Annotated in this window: 20 protein-coding genes, 1 tRNA gene and 1 riboswitch; of the genes, 13 read left to right on the top strand and 8 right to left on the bottom strand. The window is 69.8% G+C overall.

Translation table 11 applies throughout. The features are described 5' to 3' along the window. Window positions 1-133: 133 nt before the first annotated feature. From I5731_RS16980 to I5731_RS16970, 3 genes are all read left to right on the top strand, one after another. Window positions 134-1540 carry a DEAD/DEAH box helicase gene (locus I5731_RS16980; RefSeq protein ID WP_328839062.1) on the top strand — a complete coding sequence of 469 codons (1407 nt, stop codon included), beginning with the start codon at window positions 134-136 and terminating at the stop codon, window positions 1538-1540. Window positions 1541-1750: 210 nt separating this feature from the next. Beyond that, window positions 1751-1957 (top strand): cold-shock protein, encoded by a 207-nt coding sequence (locus I5731_RS16975; RefSeq protein ID WP_197312608.1) that lies wholly within the window; start codon window positions 1751-1753, stop codon window positions 1955-1957. Window positions 1958-2118: 161 nt separating this feature from the next. Beyond that, on the top strand, window positions 2119-2751 hold the full coding sequence (locus I5731_RS16970) for a hypothetical protein (RefSeq protein WP_197312607.1): 633 nt from the start codon (window positions 2119-2121) through the stop codon (window positions 2749-2751). A 21-nt stretch (window positions 2752-2772) separates the two neighbouring features. On the opposite strand, the gene I5731_RS16965 is transcribed toward I5731_RS16970, so the two are convergent. Next, the gene (locus tag I5731_RS16965) at window positions 2773-3897 is read right to left on the bottom strand and encodes a hypothetical protein (protein WP_197312606.1); all 1125 of its coding nucleotides are present in this window, start codon (window positions 3895-3897) and stop codon (window positions 2773-2775) included. 47 nt (window positions 3898-3944) lie between these two features. On the opposite strand from I5731_RS16965, the gene I5731_RS16960 reads away from it, so the two are divergent. The 8 genes from I5731_RS16960 to I5731_RS16925 all read left to right on the top strand — a co-directional run bounded on the left by I5731_RS16960 (window position 3945) and on the right by I5731_RS16925 (window position 12340). Then, window positions 3945-4664, top strand: coding sequence for a hypothetical protein (locus I5731_RS16960; RefSeq protein WP_197312605.1), 720 nt, complete (start codon window positions 3945-3947; stop codon window positions 4662-4664). Beyond that, the gene (locus I5731_RS16955) at window positions 4661-5752 is read left to right on the top strand and encodes a hypothetical protein (protein WP_197312604.1); all 1092 of its coding nucleotides are present in this window, start codon (window positions 4661-4663) and stop codon (window positions 5750-5752) included. The genes I5731_RS16960 and I5731_RS16955 overlap by 4 nt, the downstream gene beginning before the upstream one ends. Window positions 5753-5793: 41 nt before the next feature. After that, window positions 5794-5897, top strand: a riboswitch (guanidine-I (ykkC/yxkD leader). Window positions 5898-6024: 127 nt separating this feature from the next. Beyond that, the gene (locus tag I5731_RS16950; RefSeq protein WP_197312603.1) at window positions 6025-7119 is read left to right on the top strand and encodes a putative urea ABC transporter substrate-binding protein; all 1095 of its coding nucleotides are present in this window, start codon (window positions 6025-6027) and stop codon (window positions 7117-7119) included. A gap of 65 nt (window positions 7120-7184) precedes the next feature. Next, window positions 7185-8003 carry an ABC transporter permease gene (locus I5731_RS16945; RefSeq protein WP_197312602.1) on the top strand — a complete coding sequence of 273 codons (819 nt, stop codon included), beginning with the start codon at window positions 7185-7187 and terminating at the stop codon, window positions 8001-8003. Further along, on the top strand, window positions 8000-8794 hold the full coding sequence (locus I5731_RS16940) for an ABC transporter ATP-binding protein (protein ID WP_197312601.1): 795 nt from the start codon (window positions 8000-8002) through the stop codon (window positions 8792-8794). Before I5731_RS16945 ends, I5731_RS16940 begins: the two co-directional genes overlap by 4 nt. Before the next feature lie 177 nt (window positions 8795-8971). Next, the gene (locus I5731_RS16935) at window positions 8972-9901 is read left to right on the top strand and encodes a ChaN family lipoprotein (protein ID WP_197312600.1); all 930 of its coding nucleotides are present in this window, start codon (window positions 8972-8974) and stop codon (window positions 9899-9901) included. A 345-nt stretch (window positions 9902-10246) separates the two neighbouring features. Further along, the gene (locus I5731_RS16930; protein WP_197312599.1) at window positions 10247-11734 is read left to right on the top strand and encodes a methyl-accepting chemotaxis protein; all 1488 of its coding nucleotides are present in this window, start codon (window positions 10247-10249) and stop codon (window positions 11732-11734) included. Window positions 11735-11875: 141 nt separating this feature from the next. Further along, the gene (locus I5731_RS16925; RefSeq protein WP_197312598.1) at window positions 11876-12340 is read left to right on the top strand and encodes a YHS domain-containing (seleno)protein; all 465 of its coding nucleotides are present in this window, start codon (window positions 11876-11878) and stop codon (window positions 12338-12340) included. Here the strand turns inward: I5731_RS16925 and I5731_RS16920 are convergent. The 3 genes from I5731_RS16920 to I5731_RS16910 form a co-directional block, all read right to left on the bottom strand. Continuing rightward, complete coding sequence (locus I5731_RS16920) at window positions 12318-12659, bottom strand: Dabb family protein (protein WP_197312597.1); 342 nt, start codon at window positions 12657-12659, stop codon at window positions 12318-12320. The two genes, I5731_RS16925 and I5731_RS16920, sit on opposite strands and share 23 nt — an antisense overlap. Window positions 12660-12760: 101 nt before the next feature. Next, complete coding sequence (locus I5731_RS16915) at window positions 12761-14356, bottom strand: DNA recombination protein RmuC (RefSeq protein ID WP_197312596.1); 1596 nt, start codon at window positions 14354-14356, stop codon at window positions 12761-12763. A 91-nt stretch (window positions 14357-14447) separates the two neighbouring features. Continuing rightward, window positions 14448-15659 carry an ATP-binding response regulator gene (locus I5731_RS16910; protein WP_197312595.1) on the bottom strand — a complete coding sequence of 404 codons (1212 nt, stop codon included), beginning with the start codon at window positions 15657-15659 and terminating at the stop codon, window positions 14448-14450. A gap of 282 nt (window positions 15660-15941) precedes the next feature. On the opposite strand from I5731_RS16910, the gene I5731_RS16905 reads away from it, so the two are divergent. Then, window positions 15942-17324 (top strand): glycosyltransferase family 29 protein, encoded by a 1383-nt coding sequence (locus I5731_RS16905; protein WP_197312594.1) that lies wholly within the window; start codon window positions 15942-15944, stop codon window positions 17322-17324. 43 nt (window positions 17325-17367) lie between these two features. On the opposite strand, the gene glnT is transcribed toward I5731_RS16905, so the two are convergent. From glnT to I5731_RS16885, 4 genes are all read right to left on the bottom strand, one after another. Next, window positions 17368-18669 (bottom strand): type III glutamate--ammonia ligase, encoded by a 1302-nt coding sequence (glnT, locus tag I5731_RS16900; RefSeq protein WP_197312593.1) that lies wholly within the window; start codon window positions 18667-18669, stop codon window positions 17368-17370. A 341-nt stretch (window positions 18670-19010) separates the two neighbouring features. Beyond that, window positions 19011-20345: an FMN-binding glutamate synthase family protein gene (locus tag I5731_RS16895; protein ID WP_197312592.1), complete on the bottom strand. Its 1335-nt coding sequence runs from the start codon at window positions 20343-20345 to the stop codon at window positions 19011-19013. Next, window positions 20345-21079, bottom strand: coding sequence for a GltB/FmdC/FwdC-like GXGXG domain-containing protein (locus I5731_RS16890; RefSeq protein ID WP_197312591.1), 735 nt, complete (start codon window positions 21077-21079; stop codon window positions 20345-20347). Before I5731_RS16890 ends, I5731_RS16895 begins: the two co-directional genes overlap by 1 nt. Continuing rightward, window positions 21076-21978 (bottom strand): class II glutamine amidotransferase, encoded by a 903-nt coding sequence (locus I5731_RS16885; protein WP_197312590.1) that lies wholly within the window; start codon window positions 21976-21978, stop codon window positions 21076-21078. The genes I5731_RS16890 and I5731_RS16885 overlap by 4 nt, the downstream gene beginning before the upstream one ends. 398 nt (window positions 21979-22376) lie before the next feature. Here I5731_RS16885 and I5731_RS16880 point away from each other — a divergent pair. Further along, a tRNA-Met gene (locus I5731_RS16880) sits at window positions 22377-22453 on the top strand. Window positions 22454-22829: the final 376 nt, after the last annotated feature.

Below are 22829 nucleotides of genomic sequence, written 5' to 3'. Positions count from 1 at the left end.
CATTTCCATCGCGGACAACAGCTCAACAAATCCGTCTGCCCAGTTTGCGCGTGGTCAGTCGACGAACACGCGGCCTATGACGTTGACCCGGTCTTACCGGGCGATTCGGCATGCGGAAGGGTTTTTTCTTCAAGTGACCATCGACCATTTTGATGCGCTCGGCCTGTCCGAGCCGCTGCGCCGTGCGCTCGCCGCTCATGGCTACGAGACGCCGACGCCGATCCAGGCTCAGGCGATCCCGACCGTCCTGACCGGCCGCGACCTGCTCGGCCTCGCGCAGACCGGCACCGGCAAGACCGCGGCTTTCGCGCTGCCGATCCTCGACCACCTCGCCAACGACCCGAAGCGCGCCGCGCCGAAGTCGATGCGAGCGCTGATCCTGGCGCCGACCCGTGAGCTCGTCGTGCAGATCGCCGAGAGCTTCGGCAAGTACGGCAAGTTCACCCGCCTGCGCCACACCACCATCTTCGGCGGCGTCGGCCAGGGCCCGCAGGTCAAGGCCCTCTCGCAGGGCATCGACATCGTCGTCGCCACGCCGGGCCGCCTGCTCGACCTCATCGAGCAGCGTCTCGTCCGTCTCGACGCCGTCGAGCGCCTCGTCCTCGACGAAGCCGACCGCATGTTCGACATGGGCTTCATCCGCGACGTCCGTCGCATCGTGAAGCTGATGCCGAAGGAGCGCCAGTCGCTGCTGTTCTCCGCGACGATGCCGAAGGAAGTCGAGCATCTCGCCATGGAAGTGCTGCGCGACCCGGTGCGCGTCGCCGTGACGCCGCAGGTGATCACGGTCGAGAAGATCGACCAGCGCCTCTACCACGTGCCGACCGCGGCCAAGCGCGGCCTACTGTCCGACCTGCTCGCCGACCCGGCGATGTCGCGCGTCATCGTGTTCACCCGCACGAAGCACGGCGCCAACCGCGTCTCCGAGCAGCTCGAGAAGTCCGGTGTCAACGCCGCGGCGATCCATGGCAACAAGAGCCAGGGTGCCCGCCAGCGCGCGCTGCAGGGCTTCCGCGACGGTGAAGTCCGCGTGCTCGTCGCCACCGACCTCGCCGCCCGCGGCATCGACGTGCCGGAAATCTCGCATGTCGTGAACTACGACCTGCCCGTGGAACCCGAGAGCTACGTCCACCGCATCGGCCGCACCGCGCGTGCCGGCGCCGAGGGCATCGCCATCTCGTTCTGCGATCCGTCCGAGCGCGGCGCGCTGAAGGCGATCGAGCGGCTGAACAAGCGTCCGCTCACCGTCGTCGGCCAGATCGCCGCCTCCCCGGAGGACCGCATGCGCCATGAAGGCGAGGCGGAGCGCACCCGCAACCATCACCAGGGCCGCCCGCAGGGCAAGCCGCAGCCGAACCGCGGCCGCGGTGGCAATGGCGGCGCCGGCAAGCCGGCGCAGCCCGGCCGTCCCGGCCCGGGCAGCCCGGCCTCCATCGCCGCGGCAGCGAGCGGCAATGGCGGCGCGGACGCCAGCGGCGCCGGCCGTCGGCCGGACAACCGCGGCAGCCGCAGCGACGCTGGACGTCGCCGCGCCGTCTGAAGAGATCCGGTGGCCGCCCCGCGGCCGCCGCACCCGGGCGAGGACTGCGGCGGGACGATGTCCGATGGACACGTCCTTGCTGCGCCCACGACCGATACGACCGCGTCGGGCGAACGTTTGCCCGGCGCTGACTTCCGCGAGGACGGCGTGACCGCCTTTGCCGGAGTTTTCACCCGGAAGAACTAACGCCTGTTTTCGAAGGAGACGAACATGGCTACTGGTACCGTCAAGTGGTTCAATTCACAAAAGGGCTACGGCTTCATTCAGCCCGATGACGGCGGCAAGGACGTGTTCCTGCACATCTCCGCCGTCGAGCGTGCCGGCATCGGCAACCTCAACGAAGGCCAGAAGCTCGGCTACGACCTGCAGCAGGACCGTAACGGTCGCGCTTCGGCCGCCGAACTGAAGCTGCTCTGAGGAGCAGCGGACCCGAGCGATCGGATCCGTGGTTAAGAAGAGGCCCGCCGGCACCCGCCGGCGGGCCTCTTTCTTTTTGTCAGCCCGCGCGGCCCCGTAGACGCCTGCGATGAACTGCTGCAGATTTGCGTCATTGTTTATCGATTTTTCGGGGGCGACCAATGAAGCGGCTGCTGGCAATGCTGACAGCATCATTGATGACACTCGTCGTTCCGGCCGCAGCCCAGCAGACGCTGGACGAAATCAAGAAGCAGCTGTCGTCCCAGAAGAGCGAACTCGACGAGGTCGACGCCCTGCTCGCGCAGGAGGACAAGAACCTGCGCATCGCGGCGATGGAACTGCTGCTGAAGTCCGGCAATCCGAGTTTCGTCCAGCGTGCCAAGGAAACCGGGCTGTTCAGTTCCGATCCCGAACTGCAGCGCGCGGCCGTGGCTGCGATTTTCGAGGCCGGCGGACCGTTTCGCCTCGTCGCCGACCTGACGACCGCACCGGAGGAAAAAACCAAAGCGAAGGCTTGGCTTTCCTATGTCCGCGGGGCGTTGACCGTGGACGAGAAGGTCGGGACGTATGTCTTCCAGACCGGGCCCTACGACAAGTCGAAACAGTGCTGGCCGTTCAAGGAAGGCAGGAACTGCGCGTTCACCCTCGCCGGGGCGGCGATATCACTCGCAGAGTGGCGAGGCGTGACCGGTGAACTTACGCTGTCGAGCGATGGCGTTCTTGCAGGCGCACTGCGCTCGACCGATTTCTCCAACACGATTCCCTTTCCGGTCTCGGTCTCCCTGATCGATTGAGCCGGGCCGGCTGCTTGCGCCCTACCGCACCCCCACGCATCCGAGCGTCACCGGCTGCGCCGCGTCCCACGTTCCCTCGACCGTGAGCTTCAGCCGCCGGGCATAGGGCGCCGTGCCGTTGCGCAGCAGGAACGCGCCGAATGGCGTCATGTCGCCGGTACCGAACGCCCGCCAGCGCGGCCGGCCGGAAGCTGAACTGTCGATCTCGATCCGCACCGCCTTCGGCGCCGTGCTCTCACCCTCGACGGGCGACGCGGCGAGGCTGACTTCGGAGACCGGAACCGCGTCGTCCCGATCGATCTCGACGACCATCTCGAACCGCCCGGGCGGCATCAACACGGCCGCTTCCCCCGTGACGAGGTTGCTGCAGCCGAATTCCGGCGCGACAGGCTCGCGGTTGCACACGGCCGACTTCAGTGGCAGCCCGCCCGGCGTGCACCCCTGCCCGCTTGCCGCCGCCCCGGCCGCGGGCGTCTCCGCCTCTGGCCCGCCGGCCACTTCGGCCGCGGCGCCCTGCCCTTCCAGCAGCCGGTCGAGCCGAGCCCGGATCGCATCGATGCGCAGGAACACGGCTTCCGAAACCGAGCCGGATTCGATCGCCATCCCCACCGGCTGCCCGTCGATCCGGAGGATCGCGCCGCTGATGCCCTGGAAGATCTCCGCCTCGCGCTCCTCGCCGACCGGCTTCGCGGTGAACGTCTCGTAGTCGCGGCTGACGATGGCCATCGGCACGTGCAGCGCAAGGCCGGTGCTGGAGAGGCGGACGAGCGTGCCCTCGTCGCTGGCGTCGAGCAGGGGATCGACCCGGTCCGGCAGGTCTTCCCAGCGATCGTTGCAGCGCGGCTCGAACCCCGGCCGGACAAGGCCGATCGAGAGATCGGTCGCCGGCGCGAACGAACGGAAGATGTCGGCATCGCCGGTCGCCGAGGGGGCCGCGGTCAGGATGCTGATGCGCCGTTTCCGGCCGTGCACGTGCGACGGCAGGATCACGTAGCAATGGCGCCGGTAGGTGAAGACGAAGCCGTGTCCGGTGGCGCCGTTGACCGCGACGAGTTCCGCGCGCGCCGGCTCCGGCGAGAAGAGCAGCACCAGCAGCAGCAACAGCCCGGCGACGACGTGCATTGCGACCCCGACCAACGCGTTCAAATTGCCCTCGCGTTGTGCCACAAAGACCGCACGGGGGAAATCTTGCGATGATCCGGTTCTTTTCCGCCTGCACTCTGATCCTGCTCGGCCTCGCGCCGGCCGCGGCCCAGGTGGCCGAAATCACGCCGAAGGGCGCCCTCGTCGAGCGCTACGGCACCAAGGCGCGCATCTCGTCCGGCGAGCTGGTTGCCGGCATCGTCGTCGGGCTCTTGATGAGCGGGCCTAAGGCCGCCGCGCGGCCGGCGCTGTTTGCCCGGGTGCCCGCCGCCTGGCGCGGCGCCGACATGTGCGTCCGGGTCGTCTCCAGCGACGGCCGCTACGAGGCGGAGCAGGCCTACGCGATCGGCGCGACGTGGCGCGGCGGCGTCGCGCGGCTGCCATTTAAGTCGGACCATCACGAAGACCTCCTGAAGGAGATCGAGAGCGAGGACATCGCGGTCGCCGTGCGTCGCGGCGCCTGCGGCGAGGACAGCGCCGAATATGCCCCGGCCGGCTGGAACGAGGACATCCCCGCCGACACGGACGGCGCGCGCCTGCTCGTCAACTCCGCCCGCGCCGACGAGGTGTACCTCGTCGTCGGCGATGCGGACTTCTCCTGCCTTCCCAGCCAGTCGAGCAGCCGCACCGCTTTTGACTTCATCTGCGACTTGCCCGGCGCGATCCTCTTCGGCGGCGACGCGCTGTCCGTCGAGGTCAACCGCGTGCGGCGCGGCTCCTTCGACGCGGCGGTCGCCGTGGTGATCCCGCCGAGCGGCATCACCCCGTGAAGGCGCTCCTTCGCCGCCTCGGCGAAGCCTCGGCGAGCGACCGATACCGGCGGGCGGGCTTTGCCGCCATGATCGCGCTGGTCACCTTCGTTGCCTGCCTGTCGTTCTGGCCGCGCGACCGCTCCTTCATCGTCGAGACCGAGACGAACGGCGTCGAGATCGCGTTCGACCGGCAGGCGTCGAGCCTCTGGCGCCTGCCTCGGTCCATCGTCTGCGTCCGCCGCCCCCGAGCGTTGCGGACGGCGCCGCCCGCCCCGCACGACGCCGTCTGCGACGCCCGGCTCTTCGCGGCTTTCGAAACCGAGGCAGCCGAGATCGCCTGGCCGCCCGGCAGCCGGGTGAACGTCTCGCGCCACGGCCGCGACGCACCGCTGATCGTGCGCGTCGTCGATCAGCCGCCGGGCGGGGACGCCGGCAGCGCCGGGTCCGCGACCGTGCGAGGCGAGACGCTCTCTGCCGGCTCGCTGGTCATCGTCCGCGCCACCGACTGGGCCGACAGCGGGGCGCTGGTTTTCTCCGGCACGGTCGTCGCCGGGTCCGTCCCATCGGCGGGCGCGCGCGACCTGCTGATTCGCGGCCGCTACGAAATCCGGGAACAGCTGTTGCTGCGCGGCGACCGGCCGGTCCGCATCGCCGAGGGCGACCTGCTCCCGGGCGACCAGGTTGCGATCACCACCCGCGACGGCCGCGCCAGCCGGCCGGTGATCGGCTTCCTCACCCAGCGCGACGCCGGCGGCGAGGCGGGTGGCCTGCAGGCCGTGATGTATTCGCCGCTCGGCGATACCGGCATGACGATCGACCGGCTCGGCACCGAGCAGACGATCATTGGCGCGAGCTGGTTCGACCGCGCCACCAGCGACCCGCTGCTGATCGGCCTGACCGCCCTGCTCGCCTTCGTGCTCGCCGCCTACGAACTGCTGTCACGGCTCTGGCCGGAGCGCAGCGACGCCGCAGATGGTGCATGCAAGTCCGTTCGCGGCACCGCTACTTGCCCAACATTTCAGCAGTCCGATGATCGCGGCGCCATCCCGGAGGCTGCATCGGCCGCTGCAGATGCGCCTGTGGCGCCATCCGACGCTACACGTTAGCCGCAAGCCCGGTGGCACATGCCTTGCTTTGCCTATCCCGAGTGCAGAGCATCTAGGGTTCCGATCCGCGGCGCGGGTGCTGGTCCGAGAGATGCGCTCCGGCGGTGAGCGCCCGGAGACACGGCGGGCCAAAATCCCGGGAGGTCACTGCATTCGGTTTGCCGCGCGCAAGCCAGACCTCTCGTTGCGTCTCGTTAGCGCCTGGCGAACCTCTGTCCCTTAACGCGCGCGATGGCCGGACGGCCGGCGCCAGACCGAGGTTTCGGAACACAATGGCCAAGCTTTCATCCTGGACCCGCCGCATGGTGATCGGCGCGGCCGGCGCCGCTCTCGCCCTCGGCGTCGCCGCCGGCGGCACGCTGCCCGCCGCCGCGCAGTCGAAAACCGACTTCAAGGTGTGCTGGTCGATCTACGTCGGCTGGATGCCCTGGGGCTATATCGCCGACAGCGGCCTGATGAAGAAGTGGGCCGACAAGTACGGCATCACCGTCGACATCGTGCAGATCAACGACTACGTCGAATCGATCAACCAGTACACGGCCGGCACCTACGACGGCTGCTCCATGACCAACATGGACGCGCTGTCGATCCCCGCCGGCGGCGGCGTCGACACCACGGCCCTGATCGTCGGCGACTTCTCGAACGGCAACGACGCGGTGATCCTGAAGGACAAGACCGCGCTCGCCGACATCGCCGGCCAGTCGGTCAACCTGGTCGAGCTCTCGGTCTCGCATTACCTGCTCGCCCGCGCGCTCGACAGCGTCGGCCTCGCCGAGAAGGACATCACCGTCGTCAACACCTCCGACGCCGACATGATCGCGGCCTATTCGACCTCGGACGTTTCCGCCGTCGTCACCTGGAACCCGCTGGTCTCGGCGATCCTCGAGCAGCCCGGCGCCACCAAGGTGTTCGATTCGTCCGCGATTCCCGGCGAGATCATCGACGCGATGATGGTCAACACCGAGACGCTCGCCGCCAACCCCGACTTCGGCAAGGCCCTCGCCGGCGCCTGGTATGAGGCGATGACGATCATGTCGGCCGACGACGAGGCCGGCCGCGCCGCGCGCACCGCGATGGCGACCGCGTCGGGCACCGACCTCGCCGGCTTCGACGCCCAGCTCGCGTCGACGAAGATGTACTACGATCCGGCCGAAGCGGTCGCCTTCGTCGGCGGCGAGGACATCGTCAAGAGCATGGACTACGTGCGCAACTTCCTCTTCGACCACGGCATCCTCGGCGAGGGTGCGCCGAGCGCCGATTTCGTCGGCATCGCCTTTCCGGGGGAAAAGATCCTCGGAGACGCCAACAATGTGAAACTGCGCTTCGATCCGGCCTTCATGGCCGAGGCGGCTGCGGGCACACTCTGATCCTCGGCGCACCGCCGCCCCGCCCGGCGGCGGTGGCGGTGCGCGCGGGGCGGGCGGGGCAAGGCATGCGCATCATCAATCAGTTTCCGACGCGGCGCTCGCGGCTGATCCTAGGCGTCGTGCCCTTTGCCGCCATCGCGGTGATCTATGCGCTCGCCTCGCGGATCCGGCTGGAGGCGAACCCGGCCGACCGGCTGCTGCCGGCGTTCTCGTCGATGTTCGACACCTTCGTCCGGCTCGCCACCGAGCCGGACCGTCGCTCCGGCGACATCGTGCTGTGGACCGATACGCTCGCCAGCCTGTCGCGCCTCGGCCTCGGGCTCGGCATCGCCGCGGCGATCGCCCTTGTGCTCGGCATCATGATCGGCTTCGTGCCGAAGTTCCGCGCCACCCTCGCGCCGCTGGTCGGCGCCATGTCGCTGATCCCGCCGCTCGCCATCCTGCCGATCCTCTTCATCGTCTTCGGCCTCGACGAACTCTCCAAGGTGGCGCTGATCGTGATCGGCATCACACCGGTGATGACCCGCGATCTCGCGAGCCGCGTCGCCGACATTCCCGAGGAGCAGATCGTCAAGGCGCAGACGCTCGGCGCCTCGTCCTGGGCGATGACGCTGCGCGTGGTGCTGCCGCAGACGCTGCCGCGCCTCGTCGCCTCGCTGCGCCTCGCCCTCGGCCCGGCCTGGCTGTTCCTCATCGCCGCGGAGGCGATCGCCGCCACCGACGGGCTCGGCTACCGCATCTTCCTCGTCCGGCGCTATCTCGCCATGGACGTGATCCTGCCCTACGTCGCCTGGATCACCCTGCTCGCCTGGCTCAGCGACCTCGCCCTGCGCGAATTCGCCGCCCGCGCCTTCCCCTGGTCGAAGAGCGGAGGCGGGCTGTGAGCACGGTCGACGTCCAGAACATCGCGCTCAGCATCGGCGGCGTGCCGATCCTCGAGCGGGTCAACCTTTCCGTCACCAGCGGCGAGTTCTGCGCCATCGTCGGCGCGTCGGGCTGCGGCAAGTCCACCTTCCTGCGCATGCTGCTGTCGCAGCAGCGCCCGTCGTCGGGCGCGATCCTGATCGACGGCGAGACCGTCGCGCCCGAGCCGACCCCGGACCGCGGCATCGTGTTCCAGAAATACTCGGTGTTCCCGCACCTCACCGTCGCCGGCAACCTGGTGCTGCCGGCGGATTTCGCCTCCGGCTCGCCCCTCGCCCGCCTGTTCGGCGCGCGGCGCCGCAACGCCCGCGCGGCGGCGATGGCGATGCTGGAGAAGATCGGCCTCGGGCCGCACGCCGACAAATATCCCGCCCAGCTCTCCGGCGGCCAACAGCAGCGCCTCGCGATCGCCCAGGCGCTGTCGATGAAGCCGAAGATCCTGCTGCTCGACGAGCCGTTCGGCGCGCTCGACCCCGGCATCCGCGCCGACATGCACGAACTCCTGTCCGGGCTCTGGAAGGAGACGCGGATGACGGTGTTCATGGTGACGCACGACATCGGCGAGGCCTTCAAGCTCGGCACCCGCGTGCTCGTCTTCGACAAGATCCGCCCCGACGGCGGCAAGGCCGGGCCGGCCGGCGCCACCATCACCTACGACCTGAAGCTCGACCGCGAGCAGCGCCGGGCCCGGGCGCTCGCCGGCGCCGCCCTCGTCGCCGCCGCGCCCGCGCGCACCGCCAACGACGCCTGAACCTCGACGCCGGGCGGCTTGCACCCGCGCCGCCGTTCGCCCGGCCCCTGGGATGCCAGCATTGGGATGCCAGCACTGGGATGCCAGCACTGGGATGCCAGCACTGGGATGCCAGCACTGGGACCGGAGCCGAATCGCCCTAGATGGTGTGGGCATTCGACCGACGGGAGAACCGATGTGCTGCGCCTGACCCTCTTCACGGCGACCCTGCTCGCCGCCGCGGCCCCGGCATCGGCGCTCGACGTCGGCGAGATCTGGTCGGCGGCGGCGCAGCGCACGGTGAGCCTCGCCGACTTCGACGCGGCGCTGGCCCGAGCCGACGTCGTCATTCTCGGCGAAATCCACGATCATCCCGGCCATCACACCGGCCAGGCGCAGATCATCCGCCGGCTCGCCGCGGCGGGCGCGCCGCCGGTCGTGGTGCTGGAAATGCTGCCCGCCTCGGCGCAGCCGGCGATCGACGCCCACCGCGCCGGGCCGGACCCGGATGCCGACGGCTTTGCCACGGCGACCGCCTGGGACGAGCACTGGTTCGGCTTCGGTCTCTATCGCCCGGTGATCGCGGCGGCGCTGGCGGCGGGTGCGCCGATCCGCGCCGGCGACCTCGACGTCGCCGACAAGCGCAGCATCGGCCGCGGCGGGCCGGATGCGATCGACGCCGACGAGCGCCGCCGCCTCGGCCTCGACCGCCCGTTTCCCGAGCAGCTCAGCAGCGATCTCGGCCGCGTCCTGATCGAGGCCCATTGCGGCAAGCTGCCGGAAGCCGCCGTGCCGGCGATGATCGCCGTCCAGCGGGCGCGCGACGGCGCCATGGCCGCGGCCCTGCGCGCCGCGAAGGCCGACGCGCCGAACAGCACCGCCGTCCTCGTCGCCGGCGAAGGCCATGCCCGCCACGACTGGGGCGTCCCCTTCGTGCTGCGTGAAACCGCACCGGACCTCGTCACCGTCGCCGTCGGCTTCGTCGAGGCCGGCCGGGAGACGGATGCGCCGGTGCCCACCGGCGCCGACGGCGCACCGCTGTTCGATTTTGCCGTGGCGGTTCCCCCGCGCGGCGGCGGCGGCAACCCGGACCCCTGCGCCGGCATCGGCGAGGCCGCCCCGAAATGAGCGGGCAGCGGGCTTGCCTGCGGGCGCCCCCACACCCGGTCCCGGCCATCCATCTGCGCGTCCCGCAAAAGCTGGACACCGAGATATCCGTCCGTGGGATAGCTCGCCAATTCTGTCATGCTTGGGCTTTACACCCTGAACGCATAGCTCCAGGACGTGTCGTTCCCCTTTAAATTGCTTATCCGGGCAAATTGAATCGATTTCCATCTGCGATAGAACAGTAACGACTATAAGTGTTTCTACTAAACCAGAAGAATTAATCCAATTTTAACGTAATCATTATACGCTGTCCGGACAAGAAAAGCTAAGACAGAAGACCGCATCAGCATCATCGAAGAGAGCGTCATGCTTGGCCTGACCAGTAGCAAAACCCGCGAGGATGCCGCCACCTTGGTGGCCCTCGACAAGTCCCTTGCGATCATCTCGTTCGACACATCCGGAAACATCCTGGATGCGAACGAGAATTTCCTGCGTCTCGTCGGATACTCCTTGTCCGAGATCAAGGGGAAGCATCACCGCATCTTTGTCGATCCCGCCGAACATGGTTCGCCGGCCTATGCGAACTTCTGGGCAACGCTCGCCCGCGGCGAGTATCAGCAGGCCGAATACCGCCGCATCGGCAAGGGTGGCCGCGAGGTCTGGATCCAGGGCTCCTACAACCCGCTGCTCGACAGCAGCGGCCGGCCGTTCAAGATCATCAAGTTCGCCTCGGACGTTTCGACCGCAAAGCTCAGGTCCGCCGAGCACGCAGGCCAGATCGAAGCACTCAACCGCTCGCAGGCGGTGATCCACTTCGAGCTCGACGGCACCGTGACGGACGCCAACGAGAATTTTCTCAACGCGCTCGGCTATCGGATCGAAGAGATCCGCGGCCGGCATCACTCGATGTTCGTCTCGTCCTCCGAGGCGAACTCGCCCGCCTATCGCGACTTCTGGCGCCGCCTCGGCGCCGGCGAGTTCGTCGCCGCCGAGTTCTGCCGCATCGGCAAGGGTGGCCGCGAGGTGTGGATCGAGGCCTCCTATAATCCGATTTTCGACATGAACGGCAAACCGTTCAAGGTCGTGAAGTTCGCGACCGACATCACGGGCAAGGTCGAGGAGCGCAAGCGGCGCGAGATCATCCAGAAGGCGATCGCCGCCGATCTCGCCGCGATCACCGAATCGATCGGCGAGGTCACGTCACAGGCGGCGAGCTCCGCGAGCGCCGCGACCCAGACCTCGTCGAACGTGCAGGCGGTCGCCTCCGGCGCCGAGGAACTCGCAGCCTCCGTGCAGGAGATCAGCCGCCAGCTCTCGACCGCGCTCAACGTCACCACCGAGGCGGTAGACCAGGCCGAGCGCACCACCGGCATCGTCGCCGGCCTGTCGACGTCGGCCCAGAAGATCGGCGCCGTCGTCGAGCTGATCAGCAGCATCGCGGCGCAGACCAACCTGCTGGCGCTCAACGCCACCATCGAGGCGGCGCGGGCTGGTGAAGCCGGCCGCGGCTTTGCGGTCGTCGCGTCCGAGGTGAAGAACCTCGCGACCCAGACCGCCAAGGCGACCGAGGAGATCGGCGCGCAGATCGACGCGGTCCAGACCACCGCCGGCTCCGCCGCCCAGGCGATCGGCTCCATCGCCGCCACGATCTCGCGCATCAACGAGATCTCGTCGGGGATTGCGACCGCGGTCGAGGAGCAGGCGAGCGTCACCCGCGACATGTCGGAAAACATGCAGGTCGCGGCGACCGGCGTCGAGACCATCGTCGGCAACATGGGCGCCATCGCCAGTGCGTCCGAGGAGGTCAACACCGCCGCGATCCAGGTCCGCACCGCCTCCGCCGGTCTGCTCTGAGCTCCCGTCACGCTGCGCGGCGGCGGCCTCGCGCCGCCGTCGAGCGGACGTGAAGACCCCGGCGCCGTTCGTGTTTGGACGCCGGCTTCCGTCGGCGACATTCTGCCTTCCGCGGCGGGTCGCCGTGGGAGGACCAACAAGATGAACAGTCATCGAGGATGGCTTGGCGCGGTCGTGCTGGCCGTCGCACTCGCGGCATCGGGCGCCGCCCACGCCGGCGAGATCAACGAGATCGACGGCGTCGCGATCAAGGGCTACGACCCGGTCGCCTATTTCGAGGACGCCGCCCCCGTCGCCGGCCGGGCCGACATCACCGCCGAGCACGCCGGCGCGACCTTCCGCTTCGCCGACACCGGCAACCGCGACGCCTTCCTCGCCGATCCCGCCCGCTACGCCCCGCAATACGGCGGCTTCTGCGCCTATGGCACGGCACGCGGCTACAAGGCCGGCATCGACCCCGCCGCTTTCACCATCGTCGACGGCAAGCTCTACCTCAACTACGACACCGGCGTGCAGGCGACCTGGGCGAAGGACGTGCCGGGCTACATCGCCCGCGCCGACGGCAACTGGCCCGAGGTGAAGCTCACGACGAAGGTGCACCGCTGACCGGGGCGACGCCGGCCCTGCCGATCGCCGCCGTCGCCGTCTCGTAGTCGGCGGCGATGCGCAATTCGCGCAGCGGCCGCACCAGCTCGATCGAGCGCTGGTACAGCGGATGCGCCTTGTAGGCGGCGAGCGCTGCGGCATCGGCAAACTCGCCGTAGACCACGACGTCGACCTCGCCCGACAGCGCGTCGGCACGCGCGTTCACCGCGACTTCCAGCCGGTCGGCGTGCGGAATGCCGGCAAGAATCGCGAGCCCGGCGCGGATCGCCTCGACGTCGGCCCGGTCGCGGGCGCTGAAGAAGACGATATGGCGGATCATGCCGGGCCTCGCGCGGAGATGTCTGCTGCACCGCAAGCGGCGGCCCCGTCCCTATAGAGTGCCCGGCGCGGCGTTTCCAGCACCCCCGTCGCCGCGCCGGATCACGCGGCCGTTTCTTCCTCCTCGTCGAAGCCGTCGACCTCCAGCGCCAGAACCGCGGCCGGCTGCGGCAATGTTTCGACGTCGCGCAGCCGCCGGCCAATCGCCCGGCTGCGCACGTCGGCCTGGTCGAGCGTGTTCGACGCCTCCTGCAGCTTCTTCTTCACCTTCTCCAGCACCGGCCCGAACTTGCCGAACTCGGTCTTGACCCCGGCGAGGATCTGCCAGACCTCGCTGGAGCGTTCCTGGATCGCCAGCGTGCGGAAACCCATCTGCAGGCTGGAGAGCAACGCCGCCAGCGTCGTCGGCCCGGCCACCACCACGCGGAACTGCCGTTGCAGCTCGTCGGTGAGGCCCGGCCGCCGGATCACCTCGGCGAACAGCCCCTCGGTGGGCAGGAACAGGATCGCGAAATCGGTGGTGCGCGGCGGCAGCACGTATTTGTCGGCGATGTCGCGCGCCGACTGCCGCAGCCGCTGGTCGAGCGCCTTCGCCGCCGCCTCGACGCCGTCGCGGTCGCCGGCATCGGCGGCGAGTTGCAGCCGCTCCCAGTCCTCGACCGGGAACTTCGCGTCGATCGGCAGCAGTACCTCGCGGCCGTCGTCGCCGCCCGGCAGGCGGACGGCGAACTCGACCCGCTCGCCGCCGGTCTCGGCGACGGAGGCGTTGGCGATGTACTGCGCCGGCGTCAGCAGCTGCTCGAGCAGCGCGCCGAGTTGGACCTCGCCCCAGCCGCCGCGCGTCTTGACGTTGGTCAGCACCCGCTTCAGGTCGCCGACGCCGGCGGCCAGCGTCTGCACCTCGCCGAGCCCGCGGTGCACCGCCTCGAGCCGGTCGCCGACCAGCTTGAAGCTCTCGCCGAGCCGCTGCTCCAGCGTGCCCTGCAACTTCTCGTCGACGGTGACGCGCATCTGGTCGAGCTTTTCGGCGTTTTCGCGCCGGAGCCCCGACAGCTGCGCCTCCACGGCCTGGCGCAGCGCCTCGCTGGCGGCGGCGTTCGCGGCGCCGAGCGTTCCGAGCCGCTCGGCGAAATCGGAGTGCTGCGCCTTCTGGATCGCGAACAGCTGCGCCATCTGCGCCGCGCTGGTCTCGCCGAACTGCGCGAGGCTGGCGGCGGTGCGCTCGGCGAGCGCCCGGGCGTGGCCGGCGTTGTCGCCCTTCATCGCCTCGACCTGCTGCAGGAGATGGTCGCGGATGTCCTTCAGCGCACCGAGCATTGCCACCTGGCTCTGCAACTGCCGCCGCTCGGTCTCCACGGCGCCATCGCGGAGCTGGTTGGAAAATCCCTGAAAGAGATCTTTCTGCAGCCGCGACAGCTCGGCCATCTGCGTCAGCACGCCGTCGGCGAGGCCGCGGATCGAGCCGCCGACCTCGACGCGCAGTTCGCGCGCGCCGGCGGAGGCCTCGTCGCGGGAGGCGCGGAACTCGTCGCGGGTCAGCCGTTCGAGCCGCGCCTCGGCGGCGGCGAGCGCCGCGATCGCCTGCCCGCCCGGGCGACCGGCGACGGCAAGCGCCCGCAGTGCGACGAGCAGCGCCAGCACGGCGGCCACCGCCGCGACCACGCTCGACCAGGCGACGACTTCGAACGGCAGGACCATGCAGCCTCCGATCGGCCGCAGCATGCGGCCCCCGGCGACCAGCCTAGGTGATTCGCCCCTTTCGGACGGGTTACCGCACGAGCCCTCGCGGTCAGCCGGCGAGACGCTCCGGGGCGCGGCGCATCGGCAGGCAGAGCGCGAACTCCGCCTCTTCGGCCTCGATGCGCAGCACGTCGAGCCGGCCGGGCTGGCGCTCGATCATCGCCTCGACCAGCATCAGCACCGAGACGAGCCGGTCGACGACGAGGCTGGCGAGATCGATCGGCCCGGCGCGGCCGTCCCAGTCGAGCCCGCCGGCGAAGGTAAGCCGCGCCGGCTGGCGCACCAGGATCTGCAGCCCGCCGCCCTGCATGCGGATGCGGATCGTGATCGGGCCCGGCCGCGGCGCATGGCGGATCGCGCCGATGAACAGCAGCCTGAGCGCGCTGCGCAGCCCGTCCTCGTCGCAGTCGACGTGCACCGGCAGCGCCGGGCGCACGTAGTCGAGCCCCATGCCGGCCCGGTCCGCCTCGGCCTGCATCGTGCGCACCACCTCGGCGACGACGCCGGCGACATCGACGCGGCTGACCACCGGGCCCAGCCGGCCGGCGTCGCGTAGCCGCGCCACCTGCTCATAGAGGTCGCGCCGCACCTCGGAGGTCGAGGCGAGGATCTCGTCGAGATAGTCCTGGGTCTGGCCGGCCTCGGTGTTGGCGAGGCTGCGGCCGATCGCGGCGGCGGCATGGATGCGGTCGACGCGGGCGCTGAGGCCCTTCAGCCAGTCGAGCACGGTGCCGGCCGCCATGTCCGCGCGGTCGGCCTCGGAGAGGATGCGCAGTTGCAGCGCGCTCTGCCGGCGAGCGTCGTGCAGCACGCTGCGCAGCGTGCTGCCGATCAGTTCGGGCGTCAGCAGGTCCTTGCTGAGGAAGGCGGCCGCGCCGGCCCGGAGACCGATGTCCTGGATGTCGCCGGAATCGAGCTGCGACAGCACGACGACCGGCGGCGCCTCGGGACGGCGGCCGAGTTCGGTGATGAAGCCGACCGCGCTTTCGGCGCCGAGCCAGTAGTCGGCGATGCACAGGTCGAAGCTCTCGCGCCCGATGGCGGCGAGCGCCTGTTCGGGCGTCGTGACATGCTTGGCCTTGAACCGGAACCCCTCGACCCGGTCGAGATAGTAGGCGAGGGTTTTGGCGTCGACCTCGTCGTCGTCGAGCACGAGGACGCGCACATCGCGGGCCGGTGCCGGCACGAAGCCGGAAATGTCGAGGCCGGCGTTCGTGTCCGCGAGGGACGAACGGGGCCGAAGAGAATCGCCGTGGGCCATCGCCCGATCTCCCGCAGACCCGTGCTACCGGCGTTCGCTCGCGCAGGCTTCGACGAGGCTGATTCGTGAGAATCGAGGATTATGGTTAACAAATGGTTAACGGCGTATGACGGCGCCGGACCGTGCGTCGCCCCGGCCCCGCGGCGGCGACTGCCGCTGGCGCGCTGCCGCCAAAGCCGGCAAGATCCGATCATGGCGCCGGGGGGCAGACGGCGCAAGGCTCGTTCCTCCCGGCCGCCGGTTCAGCATCTGGCACGCACCATCCTTCCCGCCGGACCCGTCATGACATCGACCGATGACAATCCCCCCGCCACGCCCGGCGACGACGCCGTCACCCGCCGGATCGCCGCCCGGGCGAAGGCGGCCGCGCGCGCCGGCGACTTCGAGGGCGCGGCGCGGCTCTGGCGCAAGTGTCACCTGCTCGGCATGCCGCGGGCCCGGATGCGCCAGGCGAGTTGCCTCGCGCGGGCCGGCCAGCCGGTCGAGGCGGCAAGGATCGCGGCCGGGCGGCTCGGCAGCGTGCCGGCCGGGGAGGTGTATGATTTCGTCGAGGACATCGGCCTCGCTCTGGTGAAGCGCGGCGATCTCGATCTTGCCGAGCGGGTCTGGGCCGAGGTCGCGCGGATCGACGGCCACGCCCCCTACGCCGCCAGCAAGATCATGACGCTGCGTTCGAAGGCCGGCGGCCTCGACGAACCGGCCCTCGGCGAGGCCGCGGCGTTTCTCGCCGGCGCCGACGATCCGCTGCAGACGAGTGCGCGCTCGGCGCTCGTCATGCTGTGGACAAGAGAGGGCGCGTCGCAGCGATTGCTGGACCTCTGCCGGGCGGTGATGGCGCGTGCGCCGGCCGTCGCCGCCGCGATGGCCGCCGACGAATTCGCCCTGCTCGCGGCCCTCGGCCGCGATGCCGAGATCATCGACCGCCTCAAGGCCGAGCCGGCGCTCACGCGCCTTGCCGCCACCTCGCCACCGATCGCCGCGCTGGTCGCAGGCGGCGCCGTCGCGGCCGCCGACCCGGCGCACCACGCCGCCGCAGCCGCCGTCATCGCGGCGGCCGCGCATTTGCGGGCCGAGCGCGACCGGCTCTGGTCGGACCTCGCCGATCCCGCCTTGCGCATCGCCGTCGTCGGCAATTCCGGCATCGAGATCGGCCGCGGCAACGGCGCGGCGATCGACGCCCACGACGTCGTCGTCCGCTTCAACGACTTCTCCGTCGCGCCGGCGTTCGCGCCCGACTACGGCACGCGCACCGACGTGCTGGTGCGCGCCGCGACCGACCGCCAGAAACTCATCCGCAACGTCGGGCCGGACACGCGCCTCGTCCTCGCCGGGGTGCGGTTCATGCAGCTCTGTCGCAACTGGTCGCTGCCGATCGACCTCATCGCCGCCGGCTACCGCGTCGCCTGCTTCCCCGACGACGCCGCCGATCCGCTGATGGCGCGGCTCGACGCCCGCCCCAGCGCCGGGCTCACCGTACTCGGCCTGCTCGCGCGGCTGCGCGGCGGCCTTGCCAATGTCGGCACCTACGGTTTCTCGATGATCGACCAGATCGGCCCCGACGCGGCCTCGGCGCATTACTTCGAAAAGGCGCGCCCGAGCAGCCGGCACGACTGGGCGGCCGAGCGGGCGATCTACGACGAGCTGCTCGTCGGCCGCCTCGGCTGAGCGTCGCCGGCATGGTCCCGGCGATGCTCGCGCGCGATCGCTCTCAGCAGTCGAGCGTGTTCTGCCGCTCCCACTCGGTCAGGAACCGGCAGAAGCTGTTCCATTCCTGGTGCTTCAGCTTGGCATAGGAGCCGACGAAGCCGGCGCCGAGCCGTTGCTTCAGCACGTCGGAGGCCTCGAACACCCGGATCGCGTCGAGCAGGTTGAGCGGCAGCTTGCGCACGTCGGCGACCGTGTGCCCCAGCGCATACATGTCGATGTCGAGCCGCGCGCCCGGGTCGGCCCTGGTCGCGATGCCCTCGAGCCCGGCGGCGAGGATGCCGGCCTGCAGCAGGTAGGGGTTGGCGGCGCCGTCGGCGAGGCGCACCTCGAACCGGCCGGCGTCGGGAATGCGCACCATGTGGGTGCGGTTGTTGCCGGTGTAGGTGATCGAGTTCGGCGACCAGGTGGCGCCCGAGGTGGTGCGCGGCGCGTTGAGGCGCTTGTAGGAGTTCACCGTCGGGTTGGTGAGGGCGCAGATCGCGTCGGAATTCGCCAGCAGCCCGCCGAGGAACTGGTAGCCGAGCGCCGAAATGCCGAGCTCGCCGTCCGGATCGTCGAACACGTTGACGTCGCCCTGCCACAGCGAGACGTGCGAGTGGCAGCCCGAGCCGGTGAGCTCGAGGAAGGGTTTGGGCATGAACGTCGCGCGCAGGCCGTGCTTCTCGGCGATCGACTTCACCATGTACTTGAAGAACATGTGCCGGTCGGCGGTGAGCAGCGCCTCGTCGTATTCCCAGTTCATCTCGAACTGGCCGTTCGCGTCCTCGTGGTCGTTCTGGTACGGCTGCCAGCCGAGCGCCAGCATCGCGTCGCAGATCTCGGTGATCACGTCGTAGCGGCGCATCAGCGCCTGCTGGTCGTAGCAGGGCTTCGCCTGGGTGTCGGCGCCGTCGGCGATCGCCTTGCCGTCGGGCGCGACGAGGAAGAACTCGCACTCGACGCCGGACTTCATCACGTAGCCGAGTTCGGCGGCGGCGGCGATCTGGCGCTTCAGCACCAGCCGCGGCGCCTGCTCCACCGGCTTGCCGTCCATCCAGAGGTCGGCGGCGAGCCAGCCCACTTCCGGCTTCCACGGCAGCTGGATCAGGCTCGCCGGATCGGGGATCGCGAAGAGGTCCGGATCGGCCGGCGTCATGTCGAGCCAGGTGGCGAAGCCGGCGAACCCGGCGCCGTTCTTCACCATGCCGTCGATCGCGACCGCCGGCACCAGCTTGGCGCGCATGGCGCCGAACAGATCGGCGTAGGAAATCAGGAAATACTTGATGCCGCGCTCGCGCGCGATCTCCGACAGGCTGGCCGTCATCCGCGTTGTTCCCCTTGGATCGCTACGGAGCGGCTGCCGCCGAGCCCCGTCCCCTCTGCGCCGCGCGGCCGCCGGAGCTTCGCTCTCGTGTCGGCGATGGTGCTGCTAGTCTGGTCTCATTGTCTTGCAGGCTTCGTGCCGCGGGGCCTTCCCCCCTCCCTGTCCCTCCCCCGCTTCGCAGGAGAGGGGACGCAGGAGGATGGGGCGCCTCGATCATCAGCGTTCCGCCTCGGCGCAACGCCGGCTCTTGCGAAAGTCCTCGCGCCCATCGTCCCCTCTCCTGCGAAGCGGGGGAGGGACAGGGAGGGGGGAGGCCCCACGGCAAGGCCGAGGCTACCCCCTCAGTACCGCACCCCGCCCGGCACCCAGTCCGTCCCCGCCAGCGGCACGCCGGCCATCGCGGCCGCCTCCACCGTCAGCGCCACCAGATCCTCCGGCTCGAGGTTGTGCACGTGGCTCTTGCCGCAGGCGCGCGCGATCGTCTGGGCTTCCAGCGTCAGCACGCTGAGATAGTTGGCGAGCCGCCGCCCGGCCGCGACCGGGTCGAGCCGGGCCGCGAGCGCCGGGTCCTGCGTGGTAATGCCCGCCGGGTCCTTGCCCTCGTGCCAGTCGTCGTAGGCCCCCGCCGTGGTGCCGAGCGCCTGGTAGTCGGCCTCCCACGCCGGGTCGTTGTCGCCGAGCGCCACCAGCGCCGCCGTGCCGATCGACACCGCGTCGGCGCCGAGCGCCAGCGCTTTTGCCACATCGGCGCCGTTGCGGATGCCGCCCGAGACGATGAGCTGCACCTTGCGATGCAGGCCGAGGTCTTCCAGCGCCTTCACCGCCGGCCGGATCGCCGCCAGCGTCGGGATGCCGACGTGCTCGATGAAGACGTCCTGCGTCGCCGCCGTGCCGCCCTGCATGCCGTCGATCACGATGACGTCGGCGCCCGACTTCACCGCCAGCGCCGTGTCGTAATAGGGCCGCGAGGCGCCGACCTTGACGTAGATCGGCTTCTCCCAGTTGGTGATCTCGCGCAGCTCCTCGATCTTGATCTCGAGGTCGTCCGGGCCGGTCCAGTCGGGATGGCGGCAGGCCGAGCGCTGGTCGATGCCTTCGGGCAGCGTGCGCATCGCCGCGACGCGCGGGCTGATCTTCTGGCCGAGCAGCATGCCGCCGCCGCCGGGCTTCGCCCCCTGCCCGACGACGATCTCGATCGCGTCGGCCTTGCGCAGGTCTTCCGGATTCATGCCGTAGCGCGACGGCAGGTACTGATAGACGAGGATCGACGAATGACCGCGCTCCTCCTGCGTCATGCCGCCGTCGCCGGTGGTGGTCGAGGTGCCCATCGTCGAGGCGCCGCGCCCGAGCGCCTCCTTCGCCTGCGCCGACAGCGAACCGAAGCTCATGCCGGCGATGGTGATCGGGATCTTGAGCTCGATCGGCTTTTTCGCGAAGCGCGTGCCGAGCACCACGTCGGTGCCGCAGCGCTCGCGGTAGCCCTCCAGCGGATAGCGGCTGATCGAGGCGCCGAGAAACAGCAGGTCGTCGAAATTCGGTAGCTTGCGCTTTGCGCCGCCACCACGGATGTCGTAGATGCCGGTCGCCGAGGCGCGGCGGATCTCGGCCAGCGTCGCCGGATCGAAGGTCGACGAGAAGCGCGGCAGCGTGCGCGGCACGCGGGGATGGTCGGTCATCAATAGGCCCCGGCGTTGTCGACGTGGAAGTTGTAGAGGCCGCGGGCCGAGCCGTAGCGGCGGAACGCGCCGACATCGACGCCGGTGATCCCGGCCGCCGCGAGCTTTTCGGCGATCTCGGCGCGGTGCTCGTCGCGCATCGGCTTCTCGATGCAGTCGGCGCCGAGGCTCTTCACCGTGCCGCGCACGTAGAGCCGCGCCTCATAGATGGAATCGCCCAGCGCATCGCCGGCGTCGCCGAGCACGATCAGCGTGCCGGCCTGCGCCATGAACGCCGACATCGCCCCGACCGAACCCTTCACGACGATGTCGATGCCCTTCATCGAGATGCCGCAGCGCGAGGCGGCATTGCCCTCGACGAGCAGCATGCCGCCGTGCGCCGTCGCCCCGGCCGAGGCGCCGGCATCGCCCTTCACGTGCACGAAGCCCGACATCATGTTCTCGGCGACGCCGATGCCGGTGTTGCCGTTCACCGTCACGCTCGCGAGCGCGTTCATGCCGGCGCAGTAGTAGCCGGCATGGCCGTCGATCTCGACGCTGAGCGGCGCGGTGAGCCCGACGGCGAGCGCGTGGCGCCCGGCCGGGTTCAGCACGTGGAAACGGGTCGCGTTGGCGCCGGGCTGCACCGCCTGCAGGCGGCTGTTGAGGTCGCGGACGCTGTCGGTGCCAAGGTCGATCGTCTCGGCCTCCGGTCCGGCGAGGCCGGCGGTCGCAAGGTTCGGCGCTGGCGTCACTGATGGCGCTCCCAGAAATAGACGGTGGCGGGCTCCGGCTCGAACAGCCGGGCGGTCTCGATCCCCGGCAGGGCGGCGAGCGCGCGGAATTCCGAGCCGAAGGCGACCCAGTCGTCGGTCTCGGCCATCACGGCCGGCTTGCAGGCGATCGGGTCGCGCAGCACGCCGAAGCCGGTCTCGGTGCCGACGACGAAGGTGAAGAAGCCGTCGAGATCGACGAGGGCGGCGGTCAGCGCCTCGCCGAGGTTGTCGCCCTTGGCGAGCCGTGACGTCAGGTAGCCGGCTGCGACTTCCGAATCGTTCTCGGTCTCGAAGCTCTGCCCCTCGCGCTTCAGGCGCCGGCGCAGCTGGTTGTGGTTCGACAGCGAGCCGTTGTGGACGAGGCACTGGTCGAGGCCGGTGGAGAAGGGATGCGCCCCGGCCGTCGTCACCGCCGATTCCGTCGCCATGCGGGTGTGGCCGATGCCGTGGCTGCCCGCCATGCCGGCGAGGCCGAAGGCGCGCGCGACGTCGGCCGGCAGTCCGACCTCCTTGTAGACCTCCATCCGCCGCCCCGCCGAGACGACGCTGGCGCCGGGCGCGAGCGTCCCGATCGCCGCCGTCGCGGCCTCGATCACGTCCTCGGGCACCTCGACCACGAGATGCGTGCCGCGTGGCGTGATCTCCACCGCGGCGCCGAGCTTGTCGGCGAGCGCCGCCTGCAGCGCGGCATGGTCGAAGCCGGGCGCGACGCGCAGCGTGATCTTGCCGACGCCGTCGGCGCCGGGCTGGCCGTAGACGGCAAAGCCGGCGCTGTCCGGCCCGCGATCCGTCATCATTTCCAGCATCGCCGCGAGGTGGCGACCGAGATCGGGTTCGAGGGCGGGGTTCTTCAGGAAAAGTCCAACGATCCCACACATGACGGGCTCGGGCTCCTTCGCCGGGGTGGCGCCGCTTCGGCACCGCAGGAGAAACGAATTTTCTTCCAAGGAAATAAAAGTTCGCGCGAGTTTCGTCAATCGGAATTGAGCCGCCCCTCCTGCGGCACTCCCGCCCCCCGCCGCCTGCGATGGCCGCCAAACTTATTTCAGGCCCCGTCCGCGGTGCCCGCGCACCCCGCCGAGGCGCCCCGGCTGACCCCGAAAAACCCCGCAACGCCGCCGTTGCCGCCGCCCGCGCCGCACCCGGCGCCACCGCCCGACACTGCCGCACTGCGCCGTGCGCAGACCCGATATGACAAATAAATGTCGTCCAGCCCTTCCCATCCCGGCCGCCACTTGCTAGATACCGCTCGCCGACGGTTCGCCGCCGGCTGTGACGCGGGGTGGAGCAGCCCGGTAGCTCGTCAGGCTCATAACCTGAAGGCCGCAGGTTCAAATCCTGCCCCCGCAACCAACACAAAAAACCCGGCCTCGCGGCCGGGTTTTTTGCGTTTTGGACCTTGGCCGATCACGAGCGGGGCGCTCTTTTGCGTTCTGCGGCAGGCGGGCGGTGCGCTCATCCCCGACGACCGAAGCCGGGACGACGGAAATCTTCCACTGCTGACCGGTTCAGCAACGGTCGGGGTCGGCGCACCCGGCCTTGTCCTTCGAGACGGCCCTCGCGGGCCTCCTCAGGATGAGGCCTTCGAAAGATCTGTTTGATTGCAGACGCTTGTCCTTTTTCCTCATCCTGAGGAAGGCGCGGAGCGCCTGTCTCGAAGGGCGAGGGAAAAGCCGAGGCATCGGCCGACTGCCGCCCGCGGACAGCCGACGTAGCCCTCCCTGCCCTG

This window comes from Methylobrevis albus (assembly GCF_015904235.1).
Taxonomy (GTDB): domain Bacteria; phylum Pseudomonadota; class Alphaproteobacteria; order Rhizobiales; family Pleomorphomonadaceae; genus Methylobrevis_A; species Methylobrevis_A albus.
Note: the sequence above shows the minus strand (reverse complement) of the source record. Positions and strands in the feature narration are given on the sequence as shown.